The organism is Streptomyces sp. NPDC020747 (genome assembly GCF_044334695.1).
Classification (GTDB): Bacteria; Actinomycetota; Actinomycetes; order Streptomycetales; family Streptomycetaceae; genus Streptomyces.
Window position 1 is genome coordinate 403,491 of sequence record NZ_JBIRTJ010000001.1, and the last position, 23,122, is coordinate 426,612.

The 23,122-nt window shown below is 69.8% G+C and carries 20 protein-coding genes, 1 tRNA gene and 1 pseudogene; 9 read left to right on the plus strand and 13 right to left on the minus strand.

Features of this window, described 5'->3' with window-relative positions:
- Nucleotides 1-103: 103 nt before the first annotated feature.
- From yjfF to ACH4YP_RS01685, 11 genes and pseudogenes are all read right to left on the minus strand, one after another.
- Nucleotides 104-1,126: a galactofuranose ABC transporter, permease protein YjfF gene (gene yjfF / locus ACH4YP_RS01635; protein ID WP_361071757.1), complete on the minus strand. Its 1,023-nt coding sequence runs from the start codon at nt 1,124-1,126 to the stop codon at nt 104-106.
- On the minus strand, nt 1,126-2,217 hold the full coding sequence (locus ACH4YP_RS01640) for an ABC transporter permease (RefSeq protein ID WP_398488847.1): 1,092 nt from the start codon (nt 2,215-2,217) through the stop codon (nt 1,126-1,128). Before ACH4YP_RS01640 ends, yjfF begins: the two co-directional genes overlap by 1 nt.
- Entirely contained in the window at nt 2,214-3,752 is a 1,539-nt protein-coding gene (locus ACH4YP_RS01645; protein WP_398488848.1) for a sugar ABC transporter ATP-binding protein, read from the minus strand. The genes ACH4YP_RS01640 and ACH4YP_RS01645 overlap by 4 nt, the downstream gene beginning before the upstream one ends.
- Nucleotides 3,753-3,961: 209 nt before the next feature.
- Nucleotides 3,962-4,972, minus strand: coding sequence for an ABC transporter substrate-binding protein (locus tag ACH4YP_RS01650; protein ID WP_361071766.1), 1,011 nt, complete (start codon nt 4,970-4,972; stop codon nt 3,962-3,964).
- A gap of 156 nt (nt 4,973-5,128) precedes the next feature.
- A complete protein-coding gene (locus ACH4YP_RS01655) occupies nt 5,129-6,175 on the minus strand; it encodes a LacI family DNA-binding transcriptional regulator (RefSeq protein WP_398488850.1) in 1,047 nt (348 codons plus the stop codon).
- 542 nt (nt 6,176-6,717) lie between these two features.
- Nucleotides 6,718-6,791 (minus strand) — tRNA-Pro (locus ACH4YP_RS01660).
- Between the two features lie 151 nt (nt 6,792-6,942).
- Nucleotides 6,943-7,821 (minus strand): MurR/RpiR family transcriptional regulator, encoded by an 879-nt coding sequence (locus tag ACH4YP_RS01665; RefSeq protein WP_361071772.1) that lies wholly within the window; start codon nt 7,819-7,821, stop codon nt 6,943-6,945.
- 181 nt (nt 7,822-8,002) lie between these two features.
- Complete coding sequence (locus ACH4YP_RS01670) at nt 8,003-8,929, minus strand: ABC transporter substrate-binding protein (RefSeq protein ID WP_361071780.1); 927 nt, start codon at nt 8,927-8,929, stop codon at nt 8,003-8,005.
- A gap of 102 nt (nt 8,930-9,031) precedes the next feature.
- Nucleotides 9,032-9,721 carry an ABC transporter permease gene (locus ACH4YP_RS01675; protein ID WP_361071775.1) on the minus strand — a complete coding sequence of 230 codons (690 nt, stop codon included), beginning with the start codon at nt 9,719-9,721 and terminating at the stop codon, nt 9,032-9,034.
- Complete coding sequence (locus tag ACH4YP_RS01680) at nt 9,718-10,383, minus strand: ABC transporter permease subunit (protein WP_361071778.1); 666 nt, start codon at nt 10,381-10,383, stop codon at nt 9,718-9,720. The genes ACH4YP_RS01675 and ACH4YP_RS01680 overlap by 4 nt, the downstream gene beginning before the upstream one ends.
- Nucleotides 10,384-10,646: 263 nt before the next feature.
- A pseudogene (locus ACH4YP_RS01685) lies at nt 10,647-11,795 on the minus strand (ABC transporter ATP-binding protein); the annotation flags it as partial.
- A gap of 119 nt (nt 11,796-11,914) precedes the next feature.
- Here ACH4YP_RS01685 and ACH4YP_RS01690 point away from each other — a divergent pair.
- The 4 genes from ACH4YP_RS01690 (at nt 11,915) to ACH4YP_RS01705 (ending at nt 16,000) form a co-directional block, all read left to right on the plus strand.
- A complete protein-coding gene (locus ACH4YP_RS01690) occupies nt 11,915-12,925 on the plus strand; it encodes an ornithine cyclodeaminase family protein (protein WP_361051404.1) in 1,011 nt (336 codons plus the stop codon).
- Nucleotides 12,922-14,487, plus strand: a complete 1,566-nt coding sequence (gene hutH / locus ACH4YP_RS01695) for a histidine ammonia-lyase (protein WP_398488851.1) — start codon at nt 12,922-12,924, stop codon at nt 14,485-14,487. Before ACH4YP_RS01690 ends, hutH begins: the two co-directional genes overlap by 4 nt.
- Nucleotides 14,484-15,389, plus strand: a complete 906-nt coding sequence (locus ACH4YP_RS01700) for an amidohydrolase (RefSeq protein ID WP_398488852.1) — start codon at nt 14,484-14,486, stop codon at nt 15,387-15,389. Before hutH ends, ACH4YP_RS01700 begins: the two co-directional genes overlap by 4 nt.
- A gap of 74 nt (nt 15,390-15,463) precedes the next feature.
- Nucleotides 15,464-16,000, plus strand: coding sequence for a hypothetical protein (locus tag ACH4YP_RS01705; RefSeq protein ID WP_361051395.1), 537 nt, complete (start codon nt 15,464-15,466; stop codon nt 15,998-16,000).
- Nucleotides 16,001-16,020: 20 nt separating this feature from the next.
- On the opposite strand, the gene ACH4YP_RS01710 is transcribed toward ACH4YP_RS01705, so the two are convergent.
- Together ACH4YP_RS01710 and ACH4YP_RS01715 are read right to left on the minus strand one after the other, a co-directional pair.
- On the minus strand, nt 16,021-16,932 hold the full coding sequence (locus ACH4YP_RS01710; RefSeq protein ID WP_361051392.1) for a YceI family protein: 912 nt from the start codon (nt 16,930-16,932) through the stop codon (nt 16,021-16,023).
- Nucleotides 16,933-17,138: 206 nt separating this feature from the next.
- The gene (locus ACH4YP_RS01715) at nt 17,139-18,173 is read right to left on the minus strand and encodes a LacI family DNA-binding transcriptional regulator (RefSeq protein ID WP_398488854.1); all 1,035 of its coding nucleotides are present in this window, start codon (nt 18,171-18,173) and stop codon (nt 17,139-17,141) included.
- A 148-nt stretch (nt 18,174-18,321) separates the two neighbouring features.
- Here ACH4YP_RS01715 and ACH4YP_RS01720 point away from each other — a divergent pair, with 148 nt between their 5' ends.
- The 5 genes from ACH4YP_RS01720 to ACH4YP_RS01740 are packed head-to-tail and all read left to right on the plus strand — an operon-like array spanning nt 18,322 to nt 23,045.
- Nucleotides 18,322-19,548, plus strand: a complete 1,227-nt coding sequence (locus ACH4YP_RS01720; protein ID WP_361051386.1) for an amino acid ABC transporter substrate-binding protein — start codon at nt 18,322-18,324, stop codon at nt 19,546-19,548.
- Between the two features lie 7 nt (nt 19,549-19,555).
- The gene (locus ACH4YP_RS01725; protein ID WP_361051383.1) at nt 19,556-20,443 is read left to right on the plus strand and encodes a branched-chain amino acid ABC transporter permease; all 888 of its coding nucleotides are present in this window, start codon (nt 19,556-19,558) and stop codon (nt 20,441-20,443) included.
- Nucleotides 20,427-21,542 carry a branched-chain amino acid ABC transporter permease gene (locus tag ACH4YP_RS01730; RefSeq protein WP_398488855.1) on the plus strand — a complete coding sequence of 372 codons (1,116 nt, stop codon included), beginning with the start codon at nt 20,427-20,429 and terminating at the stop codon, nt 21,540-21,542. The genes ACH4YP_RS01725 and ACH4YP_RS01730 overlap by 17 nt, the downstream gene beginning before the upstream one ends.
- Complete coding sequence (locus ACH4YP_RS01735; RefSeq protein ID WP_361051377.1) at nt 21,539-22,288, plus strand: ABC transporter ATP-binding protein; 750 nt, start codon at nt 21,539-21,541, stop codon at nt 22,286-22,288. Before ACH4YP_RS01730 ends, ACH4YP_RS01735 begins: the two co-directional genes overlap by 4 nt.
- Entirely contained in the window at nt 22,281-23,045 is a 765-nt protein-coding gene (locus ACH4YP_RS01740; protein ID WP_398488856.1) for an ABC transporter ATP-binding protein, read from the plus strand. Before ACH4YP_RS01735 ends, ACH4YP_RS01740 begins: the two co-directional genes overlap by 8 nt.
- Nucleotides 23,046-23,122 lie beyond the last annotated feature (77 nt).

The window sequence follows — 23,122 nt, forward strand, 5'->3', positions numbered from 1 at the left end:
AGTCCCAGATCCGTCACGGGACAGGGGCAGCCGGGGTGGAGATCTCATGCCGACGGCCCGCCCAGTGCAGGGCGGGCCCAAGGGCAAGGTGCGAACGGATGGGTCAGGTCTTGCGGCGGCTCGTCATCGCCCGTTGGATCAGGATGAACGCGCACAGCAGCACACCCGTCGCGATCTTCGTCCACCACGAGCTCAGTGTGCCCTCGAACTGGATGAGGCTCTTGATGAGGCCGAGGACGAGGACGCCGAAGAGGGTGCCGATCACATAGCCGGAGCCGCCCGTGAGGAGGGTGCCGCCGATGACGACCGCGGCGATGGCGTCGAGTTCCATGCCGGTGGCGTGCAGCGGGTCGCCGGACTGGATGTAGAGCGTGAAGAGGAGACCGGCGAGCGCCGAGCAGAAACCGCTCATCGTGTAGACGGCGATCTTGGTGCCGCCCTGCGGAAGCCCCATCAGCAAGGCCGACTGCTCGTTGCCGCCGATGGCGTACACCCGGCGTCCGAAGCGCGTGTAGTGCAGGACGTAGAACGCCGCGGCCAGCACCACCAGCGCGACGATGGCCCCGATGGAGAGGAAGGCACCTCCCAGTGACACCTGTGTCTGGGCCATGCTGCTCACGGAGGAGTCGCCGATGGAGATGGACTCCTTGCTGATGACCAGGCACAGGCCCCGGAAGAGGAAGAGGCCGGCGAGGGTCACGATGAAGGGCTGGATCTCGAAGTTCTGGATCACATAGCCCATCAGGAAGCCGCCGAAGGCTCCCACGGCGAGCGCCATGGGGATGACGACCACGATCGGCAGTCCCTGACGCTCCACCAGCCACGCCGTGAACATGGTCGTGAAGCCGATGACGGAACCGACCGACAGGTCGATGCCGCCGGACAGGATGACGAAGGTGGCGCCGACCGCCGCGACCAGCAGATAGCTGTTGTCGATGAACAGGTTCAGGAAGACCTGCGATTCGGCGAACCCGTAGTTCTGGTACCGGCTCAGGCCGATGACGTACATGACGAGGAAGAGCGCGGCCGTCACCAGGACGGGCAGCCGCCGGTCGCCGAGTACGCGCGCGGCCTTGCTGGGCGTGCGGCTGTCCGCCGCTGTCGGCCGCTGGGTGGTCGTGCTCATCACGACACCTCCATCTTGGGAGAGGCGTCGGCCGCCGGGGCGGTCTCCGCCGGTGCCGGTGCCGCGGCCTTCTTGCCGCCGCCCTTCGCGCCGAACACCTTGGCGCGGAACTTCGGCGACTGCATCAGGCAGACGATGATGACGACGGCGGCCTTGAAGACCAGGTTGGTCTGGGTCGGCACGCCGATGGTGTAGATCGTGGTGGTCAGGGTCTGGATGACGAGGGCGCCGACGACCGTGCCGCCGATGGAGAACCGGCCGCCGAGCAGCGACGTACCGCCGATGACGACGGCGAGGATCGCGTCGAGCTCGATCCACAGACCGGCGTTGTTGCCGTCCGCGGCCGAGGTGTTGGAGCTGATCATCAGGCCCGCGATGCCGGCGCACAGCGCGCAGAACACGTACACCATGATCTTGATCCGCATGGACCTGATGCCGACCAGGCGGCTGGCCTCGGCGTTGCCGCCGACGGACTCGACGAGCAGGCCGAGGGCCGTGCGGCGGGTGATCACCACGGTGACGGCCACGACGGCGGCCACGATGAAGATGGAGAAGGGCAGCGTCAGCCAGTAGCCGCCGCCGATCAGCTTGTACGGCTCGCTGTTGACGGTGATGATCTGCCCGTCGGTGATGAGCTGGGCGACACCGCGGCCGGCGACCATGATGATCAGCGTGGCGATGATCGGCTGGATGCCCATCCTGGCGACCAGGAAGCCGTTCCAGAGGCCGCAGACGATGGCGGCCACCAGTCCGATGCCGAGGGCCAGGAACACCCCGGACAGGGCGCTCTGGTCGGCCTGGTCGCTGATGTACGAACAGGTCAGGGCGCCGGTGATGGCGACCACGGCGCCGACGGAGAGGTCGATGCCGCCGGTGGCGATGACCAGGGTCATGCCGACCGCGACCAGGATGAGGGGCGAGCCGAACAGGACGATCGAGACGAGGCTGCCGTAGAGGTGGCCGTCCGTCATCTTGACGGCGAAGAAGTCGGGTGTGAAGGGAACGTTGACGAGCAGCAGGATGACCAGCACGGCGACCGGCCAGAACAGGTGATGGTGGGTCAGCGCTCGCCATCGGGGAGTGGTGGTCACTGGTGCTCTCCGCTCGCGATGGTCTCCAGGATCCGGGTGGTGGTGATCTCGGGCCCGTTGGCGAGCTGCGCCACCAGCTTGCGATCGCGCAGCACTCCGATGGTGTGGCTGAGCCGCAGGACCTCCTCCAGCTCGGCCGCGATGTACAGCACGGCCATGCCCTCCTCGGAGAGCGAGACCACGAGTTTCTGGATCTCGGCCTTCGCGCCGACGTCGATGCCGCGCGTCGGCTCGTCCAGGATCAGCAGTTTCGGCTGGGTGATCAGCCAGCGGGCGAGCAGCACCTTCTGCTGGTTGCCGCCGCTGAGTTGACCGACCCTGGCCTCGGGGTTGGCGGGCCTGATGTCCAGGGCCTTGATGTACTTGGCGACGAGTTCGTCGCGCTGGGCGACGGGGATGGGCCGGGTCCAGCCGCGGGTGGCCTGGAGGGCGAGGATGATGTTCTCCCGCACCGTCAGGTCCGGTACGAGCCCCTCGGTCTTGCGGTTCTCCGAGCAGAACGCGACGCCCGCGGCGATCGCGTCGTTCGGGGCGCTCATCGAGACCTGCCTACCGCCGATGGCCAGCCTGCCGCTGTCGGGGTGGTCGGCGCCGAACAACAGCCGGGCGAGTTCCGTGCGGCCGGAGCCGAGGAGTCCGGCGAGTCCGACGACCTCGCCCTTCTTGATCTCCAGGTCGAAGGGGGCGATGCCGCCGACGCGGCCGAGGCCGTCCGCCTTGAGCAGCGACTCCCCCACGTCGGAGTGGAGTTGCTGGTCGTGCAGCTCCTCCAGCTGGTCCAGGGCCTTGCCGATCATCAGCTGTACGAGGCCGACCTGGTCGAGGTCGCGGACCATGTGCTCGCCGACCAGGGTGCCGTTGCGCAGGACGGTCATCCGGTCGCAGACCTCGTAGATCTGGTCCAGGAAGTGCGACACGAAGAGGATCGCGACGCCCTCGTCCTTCAACCGCCGCATCAGGGCGAAGAGTTCGAGGACCTCGTCGCGGTCGAGGCTGGAGGTCGGCTCGTCGAGGATGAGCACCTTGGTGCCCGCCCCCTGGCCGTCGGCGTCTCCGGTGCCCACCGACCGTACGATCGCGACCAGTTGCTGCACGGCCAGCGGGTACGAGGACAGGGGCGCGGTGACGTCGATGTCGAGGCCGAGCCGGTCGACCAGCTCGGCGGCCTCACGGCGCAGCCGCTTCCACTGGATGCGGCCGAAGCGGGTGGGTTCGCGTCCGATGAAGATGTTCTCCGCCACCGACAGGTTGGGGCAGAGGTTGACCTCCTGGTAGACCGTGCTGACGCCGGCCTGCTGCGCCTGCGACGGGCTGGTGAACCGTACGGACGTGCCGTTCAGGGTGACGGTGCCGCCGTCCAGGGAGTGGACCCCGGTCAGCACCTTGATGAGGGTGGACTTGCCGGCGCCGTTCTCGCCGAGCAGTGCGTGGATCTCGCCGGGGAAGAGCCGGAAGTCGACACCCGACAGAGCCCGTACCCCCGGAAACTCTTTGACTATGCCCGCCATCTCCAGGACGGGCAGCGGCTCTGCCATGGCAGCGCTCCTCATGGATTTCGTTCAGGCCCGCAGGGAGCCCCCTGAGCCGAGGTGTTCGGCCGGGCGGAGGCTCCCTGGCGGTGGGTGCGGTCGGTCAGTACGTGCGGGTCGACACCCGCGGATCAGTACGTGCGGATCGGCACCCGAAGGTCGTCACCCGCGGGTCGACGCCCGAAGGTCGGTACTTGCGGGTCGGCACCCGTACGTCAGTACTTGCGGGTCGGGAGGGCGTCCTTGGCCTGCTCCTGGAGGAAGTCGCCCTCCTTGGTCTTGATCCGGCGCTCGACCGTCTTGCCGTCCTTGACCTCCTGCACGAGTGTCATCAGCTGGGGGCCGAGCAGCGGGTTGCACTCGACGATGCCGTTGATCTTGCCCTCGGACATCGCGACGAAGCCGTCCTTCACGCCGTCGACCGAGACGATCAGGATGTCCTTGCCGGGCTTCTTGCCGGCCGCCTCGATGGACTGGATGGCGCCGAGTGCCATGTCGTCGTTGTGCGCGTAGAGGACGTTGATGTCCGGGTTGGACGTCAGGAAGGCCGCCATGACCTGCTTGCCGCCGGCCCTGGTGAAGTCGCCGGTCTGGCTGACGACGACCTTCCAGTCGTCCTTGTGGTCGGCTTCCATGATCTCCTTGAAGCCCTTGGCACGCTCAAGTGCGGGGGCGGCGCCGGTGGTTCCCTCCAGCTGGGCGATCTTCACCGCACCCTTGTGGCCGGCCTTCGCGAGGACCTTCTCCAGCATCTTGGCCGCGCGCCGGCCCTCGTCGGTGAAGTCGGACCCGATGAAGGACACGTACAGGGAGTCGTCGGAGGTCTCGATGGAGCGGTCGGTGAGGATGACCGGGATCTTGGCGGTCTTGGCCTCCTTGAGCACCGCGTCCCAGCCCGTGACGACCACCGGCGAGAAGGCTATGACGTCCACCTTCTGGGCGATGTAGCTGCGGATCGCCGAGATCTGGTTCTCCTGCTTCTGCTGGGCGTCGGAGAACTTGAGGGTGTAGCCGGACTCCTTGGCCGCGTCCTTCACCGACTTGGTGTTGGCGGTGCGCCAGCCGCTCTCCGAGCCGACCTGCGCGAAGCCGAGGGTGATCTTCTTGCCGCCGCCGCTGCCGTCGGAGGAACCCGAGCCGCCCTCGTCCTCCTTGGCGCAGGCCGCCAGGCCGCCCGCCGCCGCCACGCCGACCGCCGCGGTGAGGAAGTTCCTTCTGTTGAGCATGTGTCTTCTCCTTTGAAGATCCGGTCCCTGAGGGACCTGCTGGTACGCCTTGCTACTCGCCGGGACAGGCCACCCTTGTCCAGCCTGTCGATCACCGTTCGGCATATCGGCCATACGGATGCGGTGAAAATCGGCCGTCGGACGCCGTGCGCGGCGTCAGGTGGGTGCTGCGCCCGGGTCCGCGCTGTACGGGAAAGTGCTTGCGCGGACCACGAGTTGGGGCTCGATGGCGAACCGGGGTGTCCCGGCCGGGTCACGGCCCTCGATCAGGTCCAGGAGCAGGGCGATGCTCCGTTTGCCCACCGCCGAGAAGTCCTGCCGGACGGTGGTGAGCGGTGGGGCGAAGAACTCCGACTCCGGGATGTCGTCGAAGCCGACCACCGCGACGTCCTGGGGGGTTCGCACGCCCGCTTCCCGAAGGGCCCGCAACACCCCCAGTGCCATCTGGTCGTTGGCGACGAACACCGCGGTCAGCCCCCGGCCCACCCAGCCGGCCAGTTCCTGGCCGGCACGGTATCCCGACAGCGGACTCCAGTCCCCGCGCAGGGACATCGGCGGCTCGACACCGGCCTCTTCGAGGGTCGCCCGCCAGCCGGCGGCCCGGTCGGCCGCCTCCTGCCAGTCCTCGGGTCCGGCGAGGTGCCAGACCGTACGGTGGCCGGCGGCCAGCAGATGACCGGTGGCCAGCCGTGCGCCCATGCACTGGTCCACGATGACGCAGGGGATGCCCACGCCCGGTCCGCTGCCCACGGTCACCACCGGGAACGGGTGGCGGAGTTCGGCAAGGGCCTCGACCGCCGACCGCTGCGGGGCGATGGCGACCACTCCCTCCACCCCGCCCTCACTGAGGTGGTCCAGCGCTTCGGACAGTGTCTCGACGGTCAGCTTGCGCAGGCTGACCGTGGAGACGAGGTAACCCTCGGCACGCGCCGCCTCCTCGAGTGCGAAGAGGGTGCTGGCCGGACCGTAGAGCGTGGTGTCGGAGGCGACGACACCCAGGGTCCGAGTGCGTCGGGTGACCAGGGCTCGCGCGGAGGAGTTGCGGCGGTAGCCCATCTCCTCGATCGCGTGCAGCACCCTGGCCCGTGTCTCGTCCCGCACGTTGGGGTGATCCCCCAGCACACGGGAAACTGTCTGGTGGGACACGCCCGCCAGTCGCGCGACATCGGCCATGGTGGGCGGCCGAAGCTGCGATTGTGCCATGGCCGCACCTCCTTGGCTGTCATGTACCGGAAGATTTCTGTGACACCACCCGTGGACGTCTCCGTGCGGCGGGGTCCGGCCCTCGACAACGGCAGCCGATCCGCCGGACAGCCGGGCAACTCTCCGGGCGGGAACCCCACGGCAGCTGCCACGGAGGCGAGTTGGGGCGCCGCTGACGCCATGGTCGTACCTCCCTGGATGTCGGCCGGTGATTGCGGAGGTCATTGTGAGCGCTAACAATTCATGCCGGTCAAGGGGTCCTGCAGCAGGAGGACGTCACGTTTGAGTAACGCGACGGAAGCGCGGGGCGTCGGGCCGGCGGCCCTCTACACGGGTTCACGGCAAGGGTCTTGACGCGCCTCGGACACCGCTCTATTTTTCAGCATCGAAACTTCGAACCACGAACGAAATATCGGACGTTGATGATGATCGGTTCCAGCCAGAGGTACGCACCCCTCCCCCGACGATGCTGAGCGTCGGCACAACACCCGCACGCGAAAAGGGCCCTCACAGGCTCTCGCCTGCGAAGACCCTTCGCTCTGTCGGGACGACAGGATTTGAACCTGCGACCCCTTGACCCCCAGTCAAGTGCGCTACCAAGCTGCGCCACGTCCCGATGCGCTTCGTCGCGGAGTTCCGCGTGAACACGCAGGTGAACCCTATCGTATGCGCCCGGTGACCGAGGCCGGTTCAGGGCCCGTGACCGGTTCGGCGCCCGGTGACCGGCGTCCGCGCATCGACCGTCGCGCGGTGTTCGCCCGAGCCGGTCAGTCGACGAACAGGCCGCGTGCGGCCGCCCTCGTGTCGAACTCCTCCAGGCGGGCCTGGGCGTCGGGCAGGGCGTCGCACATCGCCTCCAGGAGGACCTGGCCGAGGAGCATGGGGGCGCTCACCGTGTCGAAGACCAGGTCGGTGCCGACAGCGGCCGGCAGGAGCAGATCACTGTGGGCGGCCACCGGGGCGAAGGTGCCGTCGGCGATCGTCACCACGGTCAGGCCCGTCGCGCGGGCGTGGTCGAGTGCGGCGATCAGCTCGGCCGGGTGGCGCGGCAGGGCGAAGCACATGAGGGCGCTCGCACCGGCGTTCCTGGCCATGTCGATGCGGTCGGCGAGCCGTGAGCCTCCCTCGTCGAGGAGACGTACGTCCGGGTGGACCTTGGCCGCGAAGTAGGCGAAGCCGCGGGCCTGGGCCGCGGAGGCACGCAGTCCGAGCACCGGCAGTGGCCGCGAGGCGGCGAGCAGCCGTCCCGCGCGTTCCACGGGCCCGGAATCGGCGAGCAGGGACGCCAGTTGGAGCAGATGGCTGATCTCGGCCCGTACCGCCTGCTGGTACGGGTTGGCCGGCCGCGCGTCCACGGCCGGCCCGGCGGGTGCCACGTCCCGCAGGTGTCTGCGCAGGGCCGGGTAACCGTCGAAGCCGAGGGCGACCGCGAAGCGGGTCACCGACGGCTGGCTGACTCCGGCCAGTTGGGCCAGTTCCACGCTCGACAGGAAGGGTGCGGCGGCGGTCTGCCGGACCAGACAGTGGGCGATACGGCGCTGCGTGGGCGTCAGCCTGCGTCCCTCGAACAGCTGGTGCAGCCGCGCGGGCGCGACGGCCCCCTGTGGGGCGCCCGCGCCGACGTCGGCCCCGTCCGTGTCGGTCACCTTGGTCCCCCTCCTGCCGGGCGTACCGGACTCGTTGCCGGGCGTGCCCGACCCTCGGCCGTCCTGCCGGGCTCTTCGGCCGTCCAGCTGGGCTCCTTGCCGGGCGTATACGACTCCTCGCCGGGCGTACCGGACCTTCCGCGACCGGTGCGGAAGGTCCGGACGAGCGTCGGCGTCGGCGTCAGCCGGCGAGGCCGGCGTTCGACAGCCACTCCTTGGCGACGTCGGAGGCGTCCTCCTTGTCGTTGACGAGCTTCTTCATCATCTCCAGCAGGTCCTCGGTGGTGAGTTTGGCCGAGAGGGCGTTGAGCGCCGCCTTGGCCTTGTCGTCGACCGCGGACTTGTAGACGAGGGGCGTGACGTTCTGCGAGGAGAAGAGGTTCTTCGGGTCCTCCAGGACGACCAGCTTGTCCTCGACGATGGCGGGGTCGGTCGTGTACAGGTTGGCGGCCTGCACCTTGTTGTCCTTCAGCAGGTTCAGCAGGGTGCTCTGGGCGCCCGCGTCCAGCGGCTGGAACTTCCCGAACTCGACGCCGTAGACCGTCTTCAGACCGACACCGCCCTGGGTGCGGGTCTTGAACTCCGAGCCGGCGCCGATGGTCATGTCCTTCGCGACCGGCTTCAGGTCGGCGAGGGTCTTGAGCTTGTACTTGGCGGCGATCTCGGAGGTGACCGTGACCGAGTCCTTGTCCTCGGCCGCGGCGGAGTCGAGTATCTCCACGGACTTCGGGAGCTTCGCCTTCAGCTCCGCGTTGATCTCCTCCGTGCTGGTGGCGGTGCTCTTCTTGTCGACCGCGACGGACAGCAGCGCGCCGTTGTACTCGGGGAAGACACCTATGCCGCCCTTGACCACCTGGTCGTAGTACACCTCGCGGGCGCCGATGTCGAACTTGCGGGTCACTTTCAGGCCCTTGTCCTCCAGGGCCTGGGCGTAGATCTCGGCGAGGAGCTGGTTCTCGGGGAAGTTCGCCGAGCCGACGACGATGGACTTGCCACCTCCGCTGTCCTCGCTGCCGCCCGACAGCGGGTTGTCGTCGCTGTCGCCGCCGCCTCCGCAGGCGGTCAGGGCGAACGTGGTGATCAGGCCGAACGCGGTGGCGCGGACGATGGCTTTCATGGGTGTTTCCTTTCTTGGGAGCCCTCAGGAACCCTCAGGAGCTCTCGGGGCCTTCAGGAGCGTGGGAGCCCGGTACATCAGGAACTCGGGAGATCAGGACTTGGTCGCCGAGGGCTGCAGCCCCGGCGAGACGACGACGCGCCGCAGCACGGTGAAGACGGCCTGGACGACGAGCGCCAGCAGGACGACGACGGCAGAGCCGCCGATGACCAGTTCGTAGTTGTTGCGGGCGAGTCCGTCGACGATGAAGCGCCCCAGACCGCCGAGACCGGGGTACGCGGCGACGGTCGCCGTGGCCACGACCTGGATCGCGGCGACCCGCAGCCCGAGCAGGATCAGCGGCAGCGCCATCGGCACCTCGACCTTGAGCAGGACCTCCCAGCCGGTCATCCCCATCCCGCGCGCCGCGTCCCGGGTGTCGGGGTCCACGCCGCGTACGCCCTCGAAGGTGTTGATGAGGATCGGCGGGACCGCGAGCGCGACCAGGGCGACCAGCACGGGCGTGGTGCTCAGTCCGGCCACCGTGACGACGAGGACGACCAGGCCGAAGGTGGGGATGGCCCGCGCGAGGTTCGCCACGGTCGCGACGGCGAACGCGCCCCGGCCGGTGTGCCCGACCAGCAGTCCGAACGTCAGCCCGATCAGGGTGGCGAAGAACAGCGACACACCGCTGTAGGTGAGGTGCTCCGCGAGCCGGTGCGGGATGCCGTCGTCCCCGCTCCACTGCTGGGACGAGGTCAGCCAGTCGCCGACGAGCTCCAGCTGGTTCAGGAAGTCGTTCACGCCCTCGCCCCCTTGCCGCGAGCCCATGGTGTGAGCAGCCGCTGTGCCAGTACGAGCAGTGCGTCGGTGAAGAGGGCCAGCAGCATGATCAGTACGGTCGCGGTGATGATCGGGGTCGGGAAGTCGAGCTGGAGTCCGCGGGTGATGTAGTAGCCGAGGCCGCCCTGGCCGATCAGCTGCCCCACGGCGACGAGGCTGATGGACGAGACGGCGGCGACCCGGACGCCGGCCACGACGACGGGTACTGCGATCGGCAGCTCGACCTGGACGACACGGCGTACCGTGCCGAATCCCATGGCGGTGGCCGCCTGCCGTACCGGTTCGGGGACCGAGGCCAGTCCGTCCACGACGTTGGGTATGAGCACCGACAGCGTGTAGAGCGTCAGCGGGATCATGACCGTGCGTTCGGTCAGCCCCGTGTAGCGGACGAAGATCATGAACAGGGCCAGCGACGGGATCGAGTACAGCACGTTGGCCGCGGTCAGGGTCGGCGGGTAGATCCACCGCCAGCGGTGGCAGAGGATGCCGAGCGGCACGGAGATGATCAGTCCGAACAGCACCGGCAGGAGTCCGAGTCGCAGATGGACGCCGGTGTAGTCGGCCAGCTCGCCGATGTGGTCGCCGATCCAGTCCCAGCGTATGAGGGGTTCGCCGTCTCTCATCGCCCGTCACCGCCCGCGCCGTCAGCGGCGGCGTCGCCGCCACCGTCCTTCTCGCCCTTGGCGACCTGCACCTTGGACACCGCGCCCTCGGCGGTCCTCGCCTCGGTCGTCGCCGCGTCAGCGGTCTCCGCCCCGGGCGTCTCAGCCCCGGCCGTCTCCGCTTCAGCCGCCCCGGCGCCGACCGCCTCGCCGTCGGCCGCCTCGCCGTCGGCCGCGTCCGCCTCTGCAGCAGCCGCAGCCGCAGCCGTCCCTGACGCAGTCGTCTCCGGCCCAGTCGCCGGGTCGCCGACCGCTTCGGCCGCGACCGTCGCGTCGGCCGGCGTCCCGCTCCCGGCCATCGTCGCGGACAGCTCGTACGCGTCCGCGACGCCGACGACCGCGCCCTGGGGGTCCACACCCACCGCGAGCCGGGACGGTGACAGGAGCGCCGCGTCGAGGGCGGCCCGTGCCGAGTCACCGGCCAGGCTGAACGTGTGGCCGAGCGGGGTCAGCGCGGCGTCCGCGAGTGTGCCGCCGGTCGGCAGATCGGCGACCGCGGCCCAGCCGAGCGGCCGCCGGTCCCCGTCGACGACGAGCACCCAGGGTTCGTCCGCCGCCCGGGCCCGCGCCACGGGAGTGTCGGCCGGCAGGACCAGCCCGTCCCGCAGCGGCAGATCGGCCGCCTTGACGAAGGACAGCCGGCGGATGCCTCGGTCCTGGCCGACGAAATCGGCCACGAAGTCGTCGGCGGGATGCGCGAGCAGCCGCTCCGGGGTGTCGAACTGCGCGAGCTTGCCCCCGGTGCGGAACACGGCGATGTTGTCGCCGAGCTTGATCGCCTCGTCGATGTCGTGGGTGACGAACACGATCGTCTTGTGCAGCTCCTTCTGCAGCCGGATGAACTCCGCCTGCAGCTCCCCCCGGACGATGGGGTCGACCGCGCTGAACGGCTCGTCCATCAGCAGCACCGGCGGGTCCGCGCCCAGCGCCCTGGCCACCCCGACACGCTGCTGCTGGCCGCCGGAGAGCTGGTACGGATAGCGCTTGGCCATGGCGGCCGGCAGCCCCACGAGCTCCAGCAGCTCCGCCGCACGCGAGCGTGCCTTCTTCTTGCCCCAGCCGAGCAGCAAAGGCACGGTCGCTATGTTGTCCAGCACCGTGCGGTGCGGGAACAGCCCCGCGTGCTGGATCACGTAGCCGATGCCCCGGCGCAGCTCCGGGGCGGCGATCTCCCGGATGTCCCGGCCGCCCAGGCTCACGGTCCCGGCCGTCGGCTCCACCATGCGGTTGACCATGCGCAACGTCGTGGTCTTGCCGCAGCCGGAGGGACCGACCAGGACCGTGATGCCGCCCTCCGCCAACTCCAGCGACAGCTCGTCCACGGCTGTCGTGCCGTTGGGATAGTTTTTGCTCACCGCGTCAAATCTGATCAAAGCTGCCCCTTACCCGACTGCATATGGTCATGCAGAGTTGTGTGTGGCTGAATTACAGTCAATCCCCTTTTGTAAACGAGACGTTACGTTCGTCCGAAGAAAGTGAAAGGGTGCCCGGAATGCAGGCGTTTGACCCGATTTGGTTCACGTTCCTGAACGGCGCGGACATCGAACAGCTCGAACTTGACGACACCGAGGTGCTCGACGCCGTCGAGCAGGGGCTGCGTGCTCAGGGCCGCGGGGAGACGGTCATCGAACCACGGGTCCATCTCACGCCCGACCCCTCGTTCAACGGCCACTTCAACGTCCTGCGCGGCTACATCGCGCCACTGGGGCTGGCCGGAGTCAAGATTGTGGGCGACTACGTCGGCAACTACAAGGCCGGACTGCCCTCCGAGATGGCGCTGCTCAACCTCTTCGACCCGCGTACGGGCATGCCGGTGGCCGTGGTCGACGCCACCGCCATCACCGAGATGCGCACCGGCGCGCTCACCGCGCTCGGGGCACGCCACCTGGCCCGCCCCGGCTCCAAGGTGCTCGGTCACATCGGCGCCCGCGCCACCTCGTACTGGAACGTCCGGCTGCTCGACCGGATCTTCGACTTCGACGAGATACGGGTCCACTCGCGCCGTCCGGAGAGCCGTGAGGCCTTCGCCGAGCGGCTTGAGCGCGACCTCGGCAAGCCGGTGATCGTCACCGACGACTGGAAGTCGTGCGTCGAGGGCGCCGACATCGTCGTGGAGGCGTCCCGGCTGGAGCGGCCCGAGCCGCTGCTGAGGACGGAGTGGATCGCGCCGGGAGCGCTTGTCGTACCGTACGGAACGATGAGCGCGGTCGAACTCTCCCTCACCGACATCATGGACAAGGTCGTCGTCGACGACTGGGGCCAGTGCCGGTCCGGGCCGTTCGGTGCTCTGCGCGCGCATGTCGAGTCGGGCCGGCTCAGCGAGGAGACCCTGTACGGCGAGCTGTGCGAGATCGTCGTCGGCGACAAGCCCGGCCGTGAGCGCGACGACGAGACGATCCTGTTCTGGCATCGCGGCCTCTCGTTGTCCGACATCGCGCTGGGCGCGGCCATGCTCAGGAAGGCCGAAGAGCGTGGCCTCGGGCAGAACCTGCGGTTCTCATGACCGGTACGCCTCCCGCTCCTACCCCGCCCGTCGCCGCTGACGCCGTGGTCCTCGACGGGCGTGCCCTCACCTGCGACGACGTCGCCGCCGTCGCACTCCGCGGCGCCCGGGTCGTGCTGGCCGAGGAGGTCCTGCCCCGGCTGGAGCGCGACCGCGCGGTCGTCGACGACGTGGTCGACCGTGAGGTGCCGACGTACGGACTGACGACGGGGCTGGGCAGCCGCTCGTCGTACGCGCTGCCGCGGGCCGAACTCGGCGAGTTCAGCGTGCGCACGGTGCGGGGACGGGCCAACGCGGTGGGTGATCCGCTGCCGGTCCCCGTCGTACGCGCCGCCCTGCTGGCCCGGGTGAACGGCATCGCGGGCGGTGGCAGCGGGGTGCGGCCGGAGATCGTGCCGCTGCTGGTGTCCATGCTCAACTCACGGGTGCACCCGGTGATCCCCGAGGTGGGGTCGATCGGCGCCTCCGATCTGTGTCAGATGGCCCATGTCGGCCTGGTCGTCATCGGCGAGGGCGGTGCCGAGGTCGCCGGTGAGGTGCTCGGCGGCACGGAGGCCCTGCGGCGGGCCGGGCTGGCCCCCGCCGAACTGGGGCCGAAGGACGGGCATGTGCTGTGCAGCGCGAGCCCTCTGGCCGCCGGTGTCGGCGCCCTCGCCCTGCACGAGGCGGCCGCCGTCCTCACCCTCGCCCAGGCGGTCACGGCGCTCACCTTCGAGGGGTTCCGGGCGAACACGAGCCCGCTCGACACCCGCGTACTGGGCCTGCGTCCGGCCCCCGGCCAGGCCCGGGCGGCGGACGAGCTGCTCGCGCTGCTGGACGGCGGCGAGCTGACTGATCCGCGGCACGCGAGGCGCGTCCAGGACCCCGTGAGCCTGCGCTGCGCCGCCCAGGTGCACGGGGCGCTGCACGCCGCCCTGGACTTCGCCCGTGCCGCACTGGAACCCGAGCTCAACGGCTGCGGCGACAACCCGGTGGTCCTGGCCGACACCGGGGAGATCCTCTCGTCCGGCAACTTCCACACCCCGGCCCTGGCCCTCGGCTTCGACACCGTCGCGCTGGCGCTGACGCAGACCGCGGCGATCTCGGCCGAGCGCATGCGGCGGCTGCTGAATCCGGCTGTCAGCGGACTGCCCGCGAACCTCTCGCCGTACGGTCCTGAGCGTTCGGGCTTCGCGCCGCTGGCCAAGACGGCGCAGGCGCTCGTCGCCGAGATCCGTGCCCTGTCCGCGCCCGTGTGCACCGACCCCCGGCACGGCGCGGACGCGGTCGAGGACGACTCGACCAACGCGGCGCTGGGGGCGCGACGGCTGACGACGATGCTGGTCAGGCTGCGGCAGTTGCTCGCCGTGGAGGCGCTTGCCGCGGCCCAGGCCGTGGACCTGGCGGCCCCGGCGACCGTGGGACGGGGCCCCGCTCTCCTGCACCGCGCGATCCGCGAGCTGGTCCCGCGCCTGGACGACGACCGGCCCTGCGGAGCGGACGTGGACCGGGTGAGCGACGACGTCCTGGGGTCCGACGAGGTACGAAGCGCTCTGTGCGCCCTGGTGGAAGGACCTTCGTGACCAACGTCGACGTACACCAGCATCTGTGGACCGCCTCGTTCCTCGCGGCCCTGCGAGCGCGTGAGAGGCCGCCGTTCCTGGACGGCTGGACCCTGCACACCGCCGGCGAGCCGCCGTACGCGGTCCCGGCCGCCGACCACGACGTCGCCGGGCGTGCCGAACTGGCCGCCGCCGACGGGCTGGGCAGGGCGCTCGTCTCGCTGTCCGCCCCGCTCGGCGTGGAGTGGCTGCCGTCCGACGAGGCCCGGCCGCTGCTCGCCGCCTACCACCAGGACGCGGCCGAACTGCCCGAGCCGTTCGGGGCCTGGGCCGCCGCCTGTGTCCGGGACATCGACGCCGACGCGACCGCCGCGGACCTCGACCGGGGGTTCGCCGGACTCCAGCTCCCGGCGAACGCCCTGACCGACGCGGCCGGGTACGCGCGCTGCGCCCCGCTGCTCGATCTGCTCGAAGCGCGCGGCCTCCCGCTGTTCGTCCACCCCGGCCCGGCGCCGGGTGCGTCCCCGGAGCCCGGCTGGTGGCCCGCGATGGTGCCGTACGTGCAGCAGATGCACTCCGCGTGGTTCGCCTTCCGGGCGTTCGGCCGGCCTCGTCATCCCCGGCTGCGGGTGTGCTTCGCGCTGCTGGCCGGGCTCGCCCCGCTGCACGGGGAGCGCTTCGCCGCGCGTGGCGGGGACGAGGGCCGGGCGGGCGTCGACCCCGACGTGTTCGTCGAGACGTCCTCGTACGGTCCGCGTGCCGTCGACTCGGTCGTCCGCGTCCTCGGTACCGAGGTCGTCGTGATGGGTTCGGACCGGCCCTACGCGGAACCGCCGCAGCAGCCCGGCTTCGGTCTGGGCGGGGCCACCGCGTACGCCTTCCGCATCACCAATCCACGCCGTCTGCTCACCGGAAAGGGCTGACCGCGCCCGACGGCCTCACGCGACGGCCACCCGTGACCGTCGTCCAACACCCAATCGGCACAAGGGGGATGACCATGAACCCGACCCCGATCGACCCGACCGCGCTCGCCGAACTCGGTGTGTCCGACCGGCCGTTGCGGCCCGAGGAGTGTGCGGACCGGGCCCGCCGGGCGGCGGCGTTCGTCGACACCGCCGCGCTCGACCGCTCCGGCCCCGGCTCATACCTGCTGCTGTGGCGGAACGCCAACTCCGAGGCGTGGCTGAACACTTGGTGGCAGTCGCGCGACACCGGCTACCACGACCACCAGGGTTCCTGCGTCGGCGTGCATGTGATCGAGGGCGCCGCCTGGCAGGAGGGGCTGCCGGTGGGCGGCCCGCGTCGCGCGCGCCGGTACGGGCCCGGCGAGTCGTTCTCGTTCCCGGGGTCGGGCGTCCATCGGATGGACCACGACGCGGGCGCCGTGACCGTCCACGTCTACTCGCCGCCGATCGAGGCCATCGGGCACTACGAGATCGTCGACGGCGAACTCCATCGCACGGCCGGGCCGCCCGACGAGGGCTCCCCGGCGAGCCCTCGGCTGCTCGACGCCCTCAACTCGACCGGAGGGTAGGTGGGTTCGGAGAGGGCCCGCTACTCCGGCGGCGTGGGCGTGTCGTGCGTGCGGTACATCGCCTGTACGTCCAGTTCGAGCTGGATCGTCGGACCGACCACCGCGATGCCGCGGGCCAGCATGTTCCGCCAGTTGAGCGTGTAGTCCTCGCGGTGCAGTTCGGCCTTGGCCAGGGCCGCACAGCGCAGCTCCTCGCCGTAACCGCCGTTCACCATACCGAGGTACGTCGTGTCCAGGGCCACCGAGCGGCTCACCCCGTGCATCGTCAGCGAGCCCTGGAGGATCCACTTGCTGCCGCCGCGGTAGGCGAACCGCGTGCTGTGGAAGTCGATGAAGGGGAACCGCTTGACGTCCAGGAAGTCCGCCGACCGGAGGTGGTTGTCGCGGGTCGTGTTGCCGGTCGTGATACTCGACGCGTCGATCCGGACATGGACCCGGGACTCCGTGATGTCCTGAACGATCTGGATGCCGCCGTCGAAGCGCTCGAACCGGCCGTGCACATGGGCCATCCCGACGTGCTTGGCGATGAAGCGGATCGCCGTGTGGGGCGGGTCGAAGAGCCAGGTGCCGGTCGGCGGCAGGTCGAGCTGCCGGGCCGGTTCCAGTCGGGCGTGCAGGGTGGGGAGGGTGACGTCGGCGACGATCTCGACGGTCTCGCGGACCGGGGTGAGCCCCTCGGCCATGACCATCATGCTGTAGCCGCCCGGCGGCAGCACGGCCATGAAGAAGCCGTACGGGTCGGTGGTGCCGCGGGCCGCGACACGATGGGAGTCGAGCGCGGTGATCGTGACGTCGGCGCCGCCCATGGGCTGCCCCATGGGGTCCGCGACCTCGCAGCCGACCGCGCCCGCGCCGGGCGGCAGGGGCATCGTGAGGCCCGCCGCGGCGGAGGCGTCCCTGGAAAGCCGACGCCGAAGCCGTCCGAGGGCCATGATGTTCACCTGTCTTCTCAGTTCCGTTGCTTGCCACGGCTCGACGCCCTCCCACGTACCCGGTGGGCCCGTGGGCCGCACGGACACGGGCACGGCGAGCCGGGACGTGAGCCGCTCATGATCATGATCCAGCCGTCCACGGCGTGGGTGTCTCAAAACGAGACAGTGCGCGCCGTCTGAGTACGAGACAGTGCGCACCCGGTGTCTCACCGCGAGGGCGCGGGCCCCGTGGAGTCGCGTACCACCAGTGCGTGGCCGGTGGATTTCCGGCGGGGCCGGGAGGCGGGCGGTCTGAGGGCCATCGCGAGGGCCTGGCGGCCCATTTCGGCGAGGGGCAGCCGGACGGTGGTGAGGCCGGGGGCGAGGTCCGCCGCGAACGACACGTCGTCGAATCCGGCGACCGACATCCGGTGCGGGACCGGTACGCCGTGGGCGCGGAGCGCGGAGAGGACACCGATGGCCATGGCGTCGTTGAGGGCGACGATCGCGGTGGTGTCCGGGTGGTCGCGCAGGATCCGCTCGGCCGCGTCGCGCCCGCCGTCGCGGGTGAACTCGGCCTGCGCCAACGGCAGTTCGTCCGAGGACAGTCCGGCTCCGGCCAACGCCGCCGTCACCCCCACGAACCGGTCGGCGACCGTGGACAGCAGCATCTCGCCCGCCGCCACCGCGATCCGGCGGTGTCCGAGGGAGAGCAGATGACCGGTGACGGTCTCGGCGCCCTCCTTGTTGTCGGGCCGTACCGCGTCCGCGTTGAGGAAGTGACGGCCGATCACCGTGAGCCGCCCGCCGGCCTCCTGGAAGGCGGACAGCTCGGCCCTGGACTCGGCCTCCATCCGGGGATCGACGTACCCGGAGCCCGCGATGATGATGACGCCGACGCGCTGGGCGATCAGATGACGGATCTGACGCAGTTCGTTCTGCGGATCGCGGCCGGAGTGGCAGATCTGCACGATCAGATCGCGTTCGCCCGCCATCTGTACGACCCCGCCCGCGATCTCCGAGAAGTACGGGTCGTCGATCTGATGGACGATCAGCCCGACCGTGGACGCGGTACCCCCCGCCAGGGTGCGCGCATGGGGATTGGCGACGTAGCCGAGCTCCCGCGAGATGCGGCGGACCCGCTCGGCCACCTCCTCACGCACCCCGTCCCGTCCGGCGAGCGCCCGGGACGCGGTGGTCAGTGAAACGCCCGCGCGCTCGGCCACATCGGCGAGCCGCAGTCGTGAACGGGGCCTTGGCATTCGTCACCGCCTCCGAACAGGGCGTTGTCAATCGGTTCGTGCACGACGCTTGTCTCAGCTCCTGTGACGCGGCTTACATAGTACGCAAGCGCTCGCGAAAGCGCTTTCGAACGGCGAAGAGAGTGCCTGCGGACAGGGGAGTCCAGCGATGAGCACAACACAGCGCCATTCATGGAGAGTTGCCGCCCTCGTGTCCGCGACCGCGCTGACGGCCGGTGCCTGCGGCTCGGGCGGCGGCTCCGAGGATTCACCCGACGACCCCATCACCATCGGTGTCTCACTGCCGCTCACCGGGGACTTCTCGGAACCCGGCAAGGGCGTGGAGCGCGGCTACAAGGCATGGGCGAAGATCGTCAACGGCAAGGGCGGACTGCTCGGCCGCAAGGTCGAGTTGAAGATCCTCGACGACCAGTCGAACGCGGACCGGGTGGTCTCCGACTACGAGCAACTGATCGGCAGGGACCAGGTCGACCTGGTCCTCGGCCCGTTCTCCACCCGGCTCGTGGTGCCGGCGGCCCGGGTGGCGGAGGAGTACGGCCTGCTCTTCGTCGAGCCGGCCGGCGCGGCCCCGGAAGTCTTCGACCAGGGCTTCAAGAACCTCTTCTACGCGGCCCCGGCGGTCGCGGGCGACCACTACAACCACCTCGCCGACTACATCCTGGCGCTGCCCGAGGCGGAGCGTCCCAAGTCCGTGGCGTACGCCGCGATGGACGACCCCTTCGCCCAGGGAACGGCGTACGGGCTGAAGGACAAGCTGGAGAAAGGCGGTATCAAGACCGTCGTCGACGAGGTCTACCCGCCCAACACCACCGACTTCGGCTCGATCGCCGCGCAGATCGCCTCCTCCAAGGCCGACATGGTGGTGGGCGGTTCGCAGTACCAGGACGGGGTGAACCTGATCGTCGCCCTCCAACAGCTCGGCTACCAGCCGAAGATGGCCGCCTTCTCCACCGCCCCCACCGAACCGGAGTTCGCCAAGGCCATCGGCGACAAGACCGAGGGCATCCTCGCGCCGACCGGCTACACCCAGCACGCGGACTATCCGAGCAACAAGGAGTTCGTCGAGAAGTACACCGAGCAGTTCGGCAAGGCCCCGGAGGAGGACGAGGCCAACGCCTACACCACCGGGCAGGTCGTCGCCGCGGCCGTCGAGGCCGCCAAGTGCGCCTCCCAGGACGAGGAGTGCCAGCAGAAGCTCGTGAAGTGGCTGCGCGGCAACGAGGTGCAAACCGTCGTCGGCCCTCTGAAGTGGGACGACAAGGGGCGCCCGCAGAGCGCGCACATGATCCAGCAGTGGGTGGACGGCGAGATCCAGATCGTCCTGCCCGAGGAACAGAAGGAAGCCGACCTGGTCCACCCCAAGCCGAAGTGGTGATGCCTGCGTGCCCTCCGCGAGCCTCGTCTTCCAGAGCATCGTCCTCGGCGTGCTGCTGGGAGGGCTCTACGCCCTCCTGGCGGCGGGCCTGACCCTCTACTTCGGCGTGATGCGCGTCGTGATGATCGCCCACTCCGCGTTCCTGATCCTCGCCGCCTACCTCGCCTGGTACGCCCACCGGGAGACCGGCGTCGACCCATTGCTCACCCTGCTCGTCACCGTGCCGCTGTTCTTCGTCGCGGGCGTGGCCATGCAACGGCTGCTCCTGACCCGGCTGCGCCCGGCGACCCTGACCATGATGTCGGTGCTGCTGACGTTCTCCGTCGCCCTCGTCATCGAGGGGCTCCTCGGGTATGCCTTCTCCGGCACCCAGCGCCGGATCAGGCTCGGCTACTCCTCCGCGAGCCTGGAGTTCTTCGGCGCGCGCGTCGCGGTGGTCAAGCTGATCGCGTTCGGCCTGGCGGCGGCCGCTCTGCTCGGGCTGTATCTGCTGATGAGGCACAGCAGGTTCGGCCAGGCGCTGCGGGCGACGATCCAGCACCGGGAGGCCGCCGCACTGGTCGGCATCGACACCGACCGGATCGCCGGCTACGGCTTCGGCCTCGGGCTCGCCACGGCGGCGGTCGGCGGCACGGCGCTCTCGCTCGACACGACCATCTACCCCTCGCTGCACTGGCACTGGATCGGTCCGCTGATGGCGATCATCGTCGTCGGCGGCCTCGGCAGCGTGCCGGGCGCGGCGATCGCCGCCATGTCCCTCGGCCTGACACAGAGCCTGCTGCAGCTGGAACTCAGCACGACCTGGGCGCAGACGGTGTTCTACGTCGCGCTGTTCGCCACGTTGGCCGTCCGGCCGCAGGGATTCTTCGGGGGTCGGCTTGCCCAGAGATTCTGAACGCCCGCGCCACACCGGCAGGTTCCTGCGACTGGGAGCACTGGTCGCCGGGATCGCCGTCGCGCTGTCCTTCCCGTCCATGGCCCCGAGTCCCTACGAGCTGACCGTGGGCATCGCCATCCTCAACTTCGCGGTGCTGTCCACCTCCTGGAACTTCGTCGGCGGTTTCACCGGCTACATCTCCCTGGGGCACGGCGCGTTCGCCGGGCTCGGCGCCTACGCGACCGGGCTGCTCGTCACCAAGGGCGAACTGCCGTCCTTCGTCGCGCTGTTCGTCGCTGCCGCCCTGGTCGCCGTGCTCGCGATACCCGTCGGCTACGCAGCGCTGCGGGTGCGCGGGGCGTCCTTCGTCATCGTCTCGATCGCCCTGGTCCTGATCATGCTGCTGGTCTTCCAGAGCTGGGCCTCGTTCACCGGCGGCTCGCGCGGTCTGGTGGTCCCGCGGCCGTTCCCGGGCAAGCTGCGCTCCGAGCACCACGAGATCTTCTACTTCCTGTTCCTCGGACTGCTGGCACTGGCGCTGCTGGCCTGGTGGATCATCGACCGCTCCCGCTTCGGCATGGGGCTGAAGGCGATCCGGGAGGACGAGGACAAGGCCCAGTCGCTGGGCACCCCCACCTACACGTACAAGCTCGTCGTCTTCGTGGTCTCGGCGGCCTTCACCGCTCTGGCGGGAGGGCTCTACGCGCTGTGGTTCGGCGACCTCGACCCCGTCTTCCAGTTCTCGATCCTGAGCGGGGCCTACATGGTCCTGATGGCGCTCCTCGGGGGCGTACGTCATCTGTACGGCCCGCTGCTCGGGGCCGTGGTCGTCGGATACGGCCTTGAGTACTCCAAGCTCGAGTACGGGGACACCCCACTGCACCTGGTCTTCGCCGGCCTGCTGCTGGGGGTCGTCGTGATGTTCATGCCGGACGGGGTCATCCCGGCCGTCACCGGACTGGTCGCGCGGGTCCTCGGGACCGGCGAGACGTCGATCCGCGAGGTCACCGCGGCCGAACTGCGCGACGAGCGCGAGGCGGACGTCCGGCCGGACCACCGGCCGGACGGGAAAAGACCGGACGGCAACAGAGACGGGAAGAGAGAGGTGAGGCAGTGAGCGCGCACGAGGGTGAGCAGAGCCTGGCGGCCGTCGGACTCACCAAGACCTTCGGCGGGGTGGCGGCCCTGGACGGCGCCACCGTGTCCTTCCGGCACGGCAGGGTCAACGCCCTGATCGGGCCGAACGGTTCCGGCAAGACCACGTTCTTCAACTGTGTCACCGGCATGATCCGTCCCGACGCGGGCCGTACGACGTACCGGGGCCGGGACATCACCGCCAGGCCGCCGCACCGCATCGCCCGGGCGGGCATCGGCCGCTCCTTCCAGCTCTGCCGTGTCTTCCCCCGGATGACGGTCCTGGACAACCTGCTCGTCGCCGTACGCCCGCCGAACCTGCTGGCCCAACTCGCCGGTGCCCGCCAACGGGAGGAGACGGAACGGGCCCGGTACTGGCTCACCCGCATGGGCATCGACCATCTAGAGAGGGCGGAGGCGCGGAACCTGTCCTGGGGGCAGCAGAAGCTGCTGGAACTCGCGGGCGTCCTGATGAGCGAGCCCGAGCTGATCCTGCTCGACGAACCGGCGGGCGGGGTCAACCCGGCGCTGATCGACCGCATCTGCGACCTGGTGCGTGAACTCAACGCGGAGGGCCGGACCTTCCTGATCGTCGAGCACAACATGGACCTGGTCATGTCCCTCAGCGACCACGTCGTGGTCTTCGACCGCGGGCGGCCGATCGCGGAAGGCCCGCCCTCGGTGATCCAGTCCGACGAACGAGTCCTGGAGGCCTACCTTGGTGTCTGACTCCGACTCCGGGTTCCTGCTCGAACTCGACGACATCCGCGCCGGATACGGACGGGCGGCCCTGGTGCTGCGCGGTCTGACGGTCCGGGTGCCCGCCGGAGCCGTGGTGTGCCTGGTCGGCCCGAACGGCGCGGGCAAGTCCACCGTGCTGAAGGTGGCGAGCGGGCTGCTCGCGCCGCGCTCCGGCCGGGTCCTGGTCGACGGCGTGGACGTCACCGGCCGCGGACCGCAGCAACTGCTCGCCGCCGGAGTCGCCCATGTCCTCCAAGGGCACAGCGTCTTCCGGGAGATGACGGTCGCCGAGAACGTCCTCCTCGGCGGCTACACCATCAAGGACAAGGCGGTCGTCGCCGAGCGCGCCGACTTCGTACGCGATCTCTTCCCCCTCGTCGCCGAACGCTGGACGAGCCTGGCCGGACTGCTCTCCGGCGGGCAGCAGAAACAGGTGGAGTTCGCCCGCTCGCTGATGGTCAGGCCCCGGGTGGTGCTGCTCGACGAGCCGTCCATGGGGCTCGACCCGAAGACGACGGGTGTGGTCTTCGAGCAGATCGTGCGGATGCGGGAGGCGGGCACGGCCGTACTGCTGGTCGAGCAGAACGCCCGCCGCGCGCTGGAGACCGCCGACATCGGCTGCGTACTCGACCTCGGACGGGTCCATATCTCGGGCCCGGCAAGGGAGTTGCTGGCCGATCCACAGCTGGGCGAGCTCTACCTCGGGGGCAGGCCGGCGCAGCCGCCGGCCGCACCCAAGCAGTAGACCCGCGGCGAACAACGCCAAGCACAGCGATGACGTGACACGCCTCGCAAAGGAGTGAACGACATGGCCGAGCGCAG

Excerpts from the sequence above, each read along its gene's own strand:
- yjfF (WP_361071757.1), bottom strand. The coding sequence starts at position 1,126 with ATGAGCACGACCACCCAGCGGCCGACAGCGGCGGACAGCCGCACGCCC.
- ACH4YP_RS01645 (WP_398488848.1), bottom strand. The coding sequence starts at position 3,752 with ATGGCAGAGCCGCTGCCCGTCCTGGAGATGGCGGGCATAGTCAAAGAG.
- ACH4YP_RS01650 (WP_361071766.1), bottom strand. The coding sequence starts at position 4,972 with ATGCTCAACAGAAGGAACTTCCTCACCGCGGCGGTCGGCGTGGCGGCG.
- ACH4YP_RS01655 (WP_398488850.1), bottom strand. The coding sequence starts at position 6,175 with ATGGCACAATCGCAGCTTCGGCCGCCCACCATGGCCGATGTCGCGCGA.
- ACH4YP_RS01680 (WP_361071778.1), bottom strand. The coding sequence starts at position 10,383 with ATGAGAGACGGCGAACCCCTCATACGCTGGGACTGGATCGGCGACCAC.
- ACH4YP_RS01690 (WP_361051404.1), top strand. The coding sequence starts at position 11,915 with ATGCAGGCGTTTGACCCGATTTGGTTCACGTTCCTGAACGGCGCGGAC.
- hutH (WP_398488851.1), top strand. The coding sequence starts at position 12,922 with ATGACCGGTACGCCTCCCGCTCCTACCCCGCCCGTCGCCGCTGACGCC.
- ACH4YP_RS01705 (WP_361051395.1), top strand. The coding sequence starts at position 15,464 with ATGAACCCGACCCCGATCGACCCGACCGCGCTCGCCGAACTCGGTGTG.
- ACH4YP_RS01710 (WP_361051392.1), bottom strand. The coding sequence starts at position 16,932 with ATGGCCCTCGGACGGCTTCGGCGTCGGCTTTCCAGGGACGCCTCCGCC.
- ACH4YP_RS01715 (WP_398488854.1), bottom strand. The coding sequence starts at position 18,173 with ATGCCAAGGCCCCGTTCACGACTGCGGCTCGCCGATGTGGCCGAGCGC.
- ACH4YP_RS01720 (WP_361051386.1), top strand. The coding sequence starts at position 18,322 with ATGAGCACAACACAGCGCCATTCATGGAGAGTTGCCGCCCTCGTGTCC.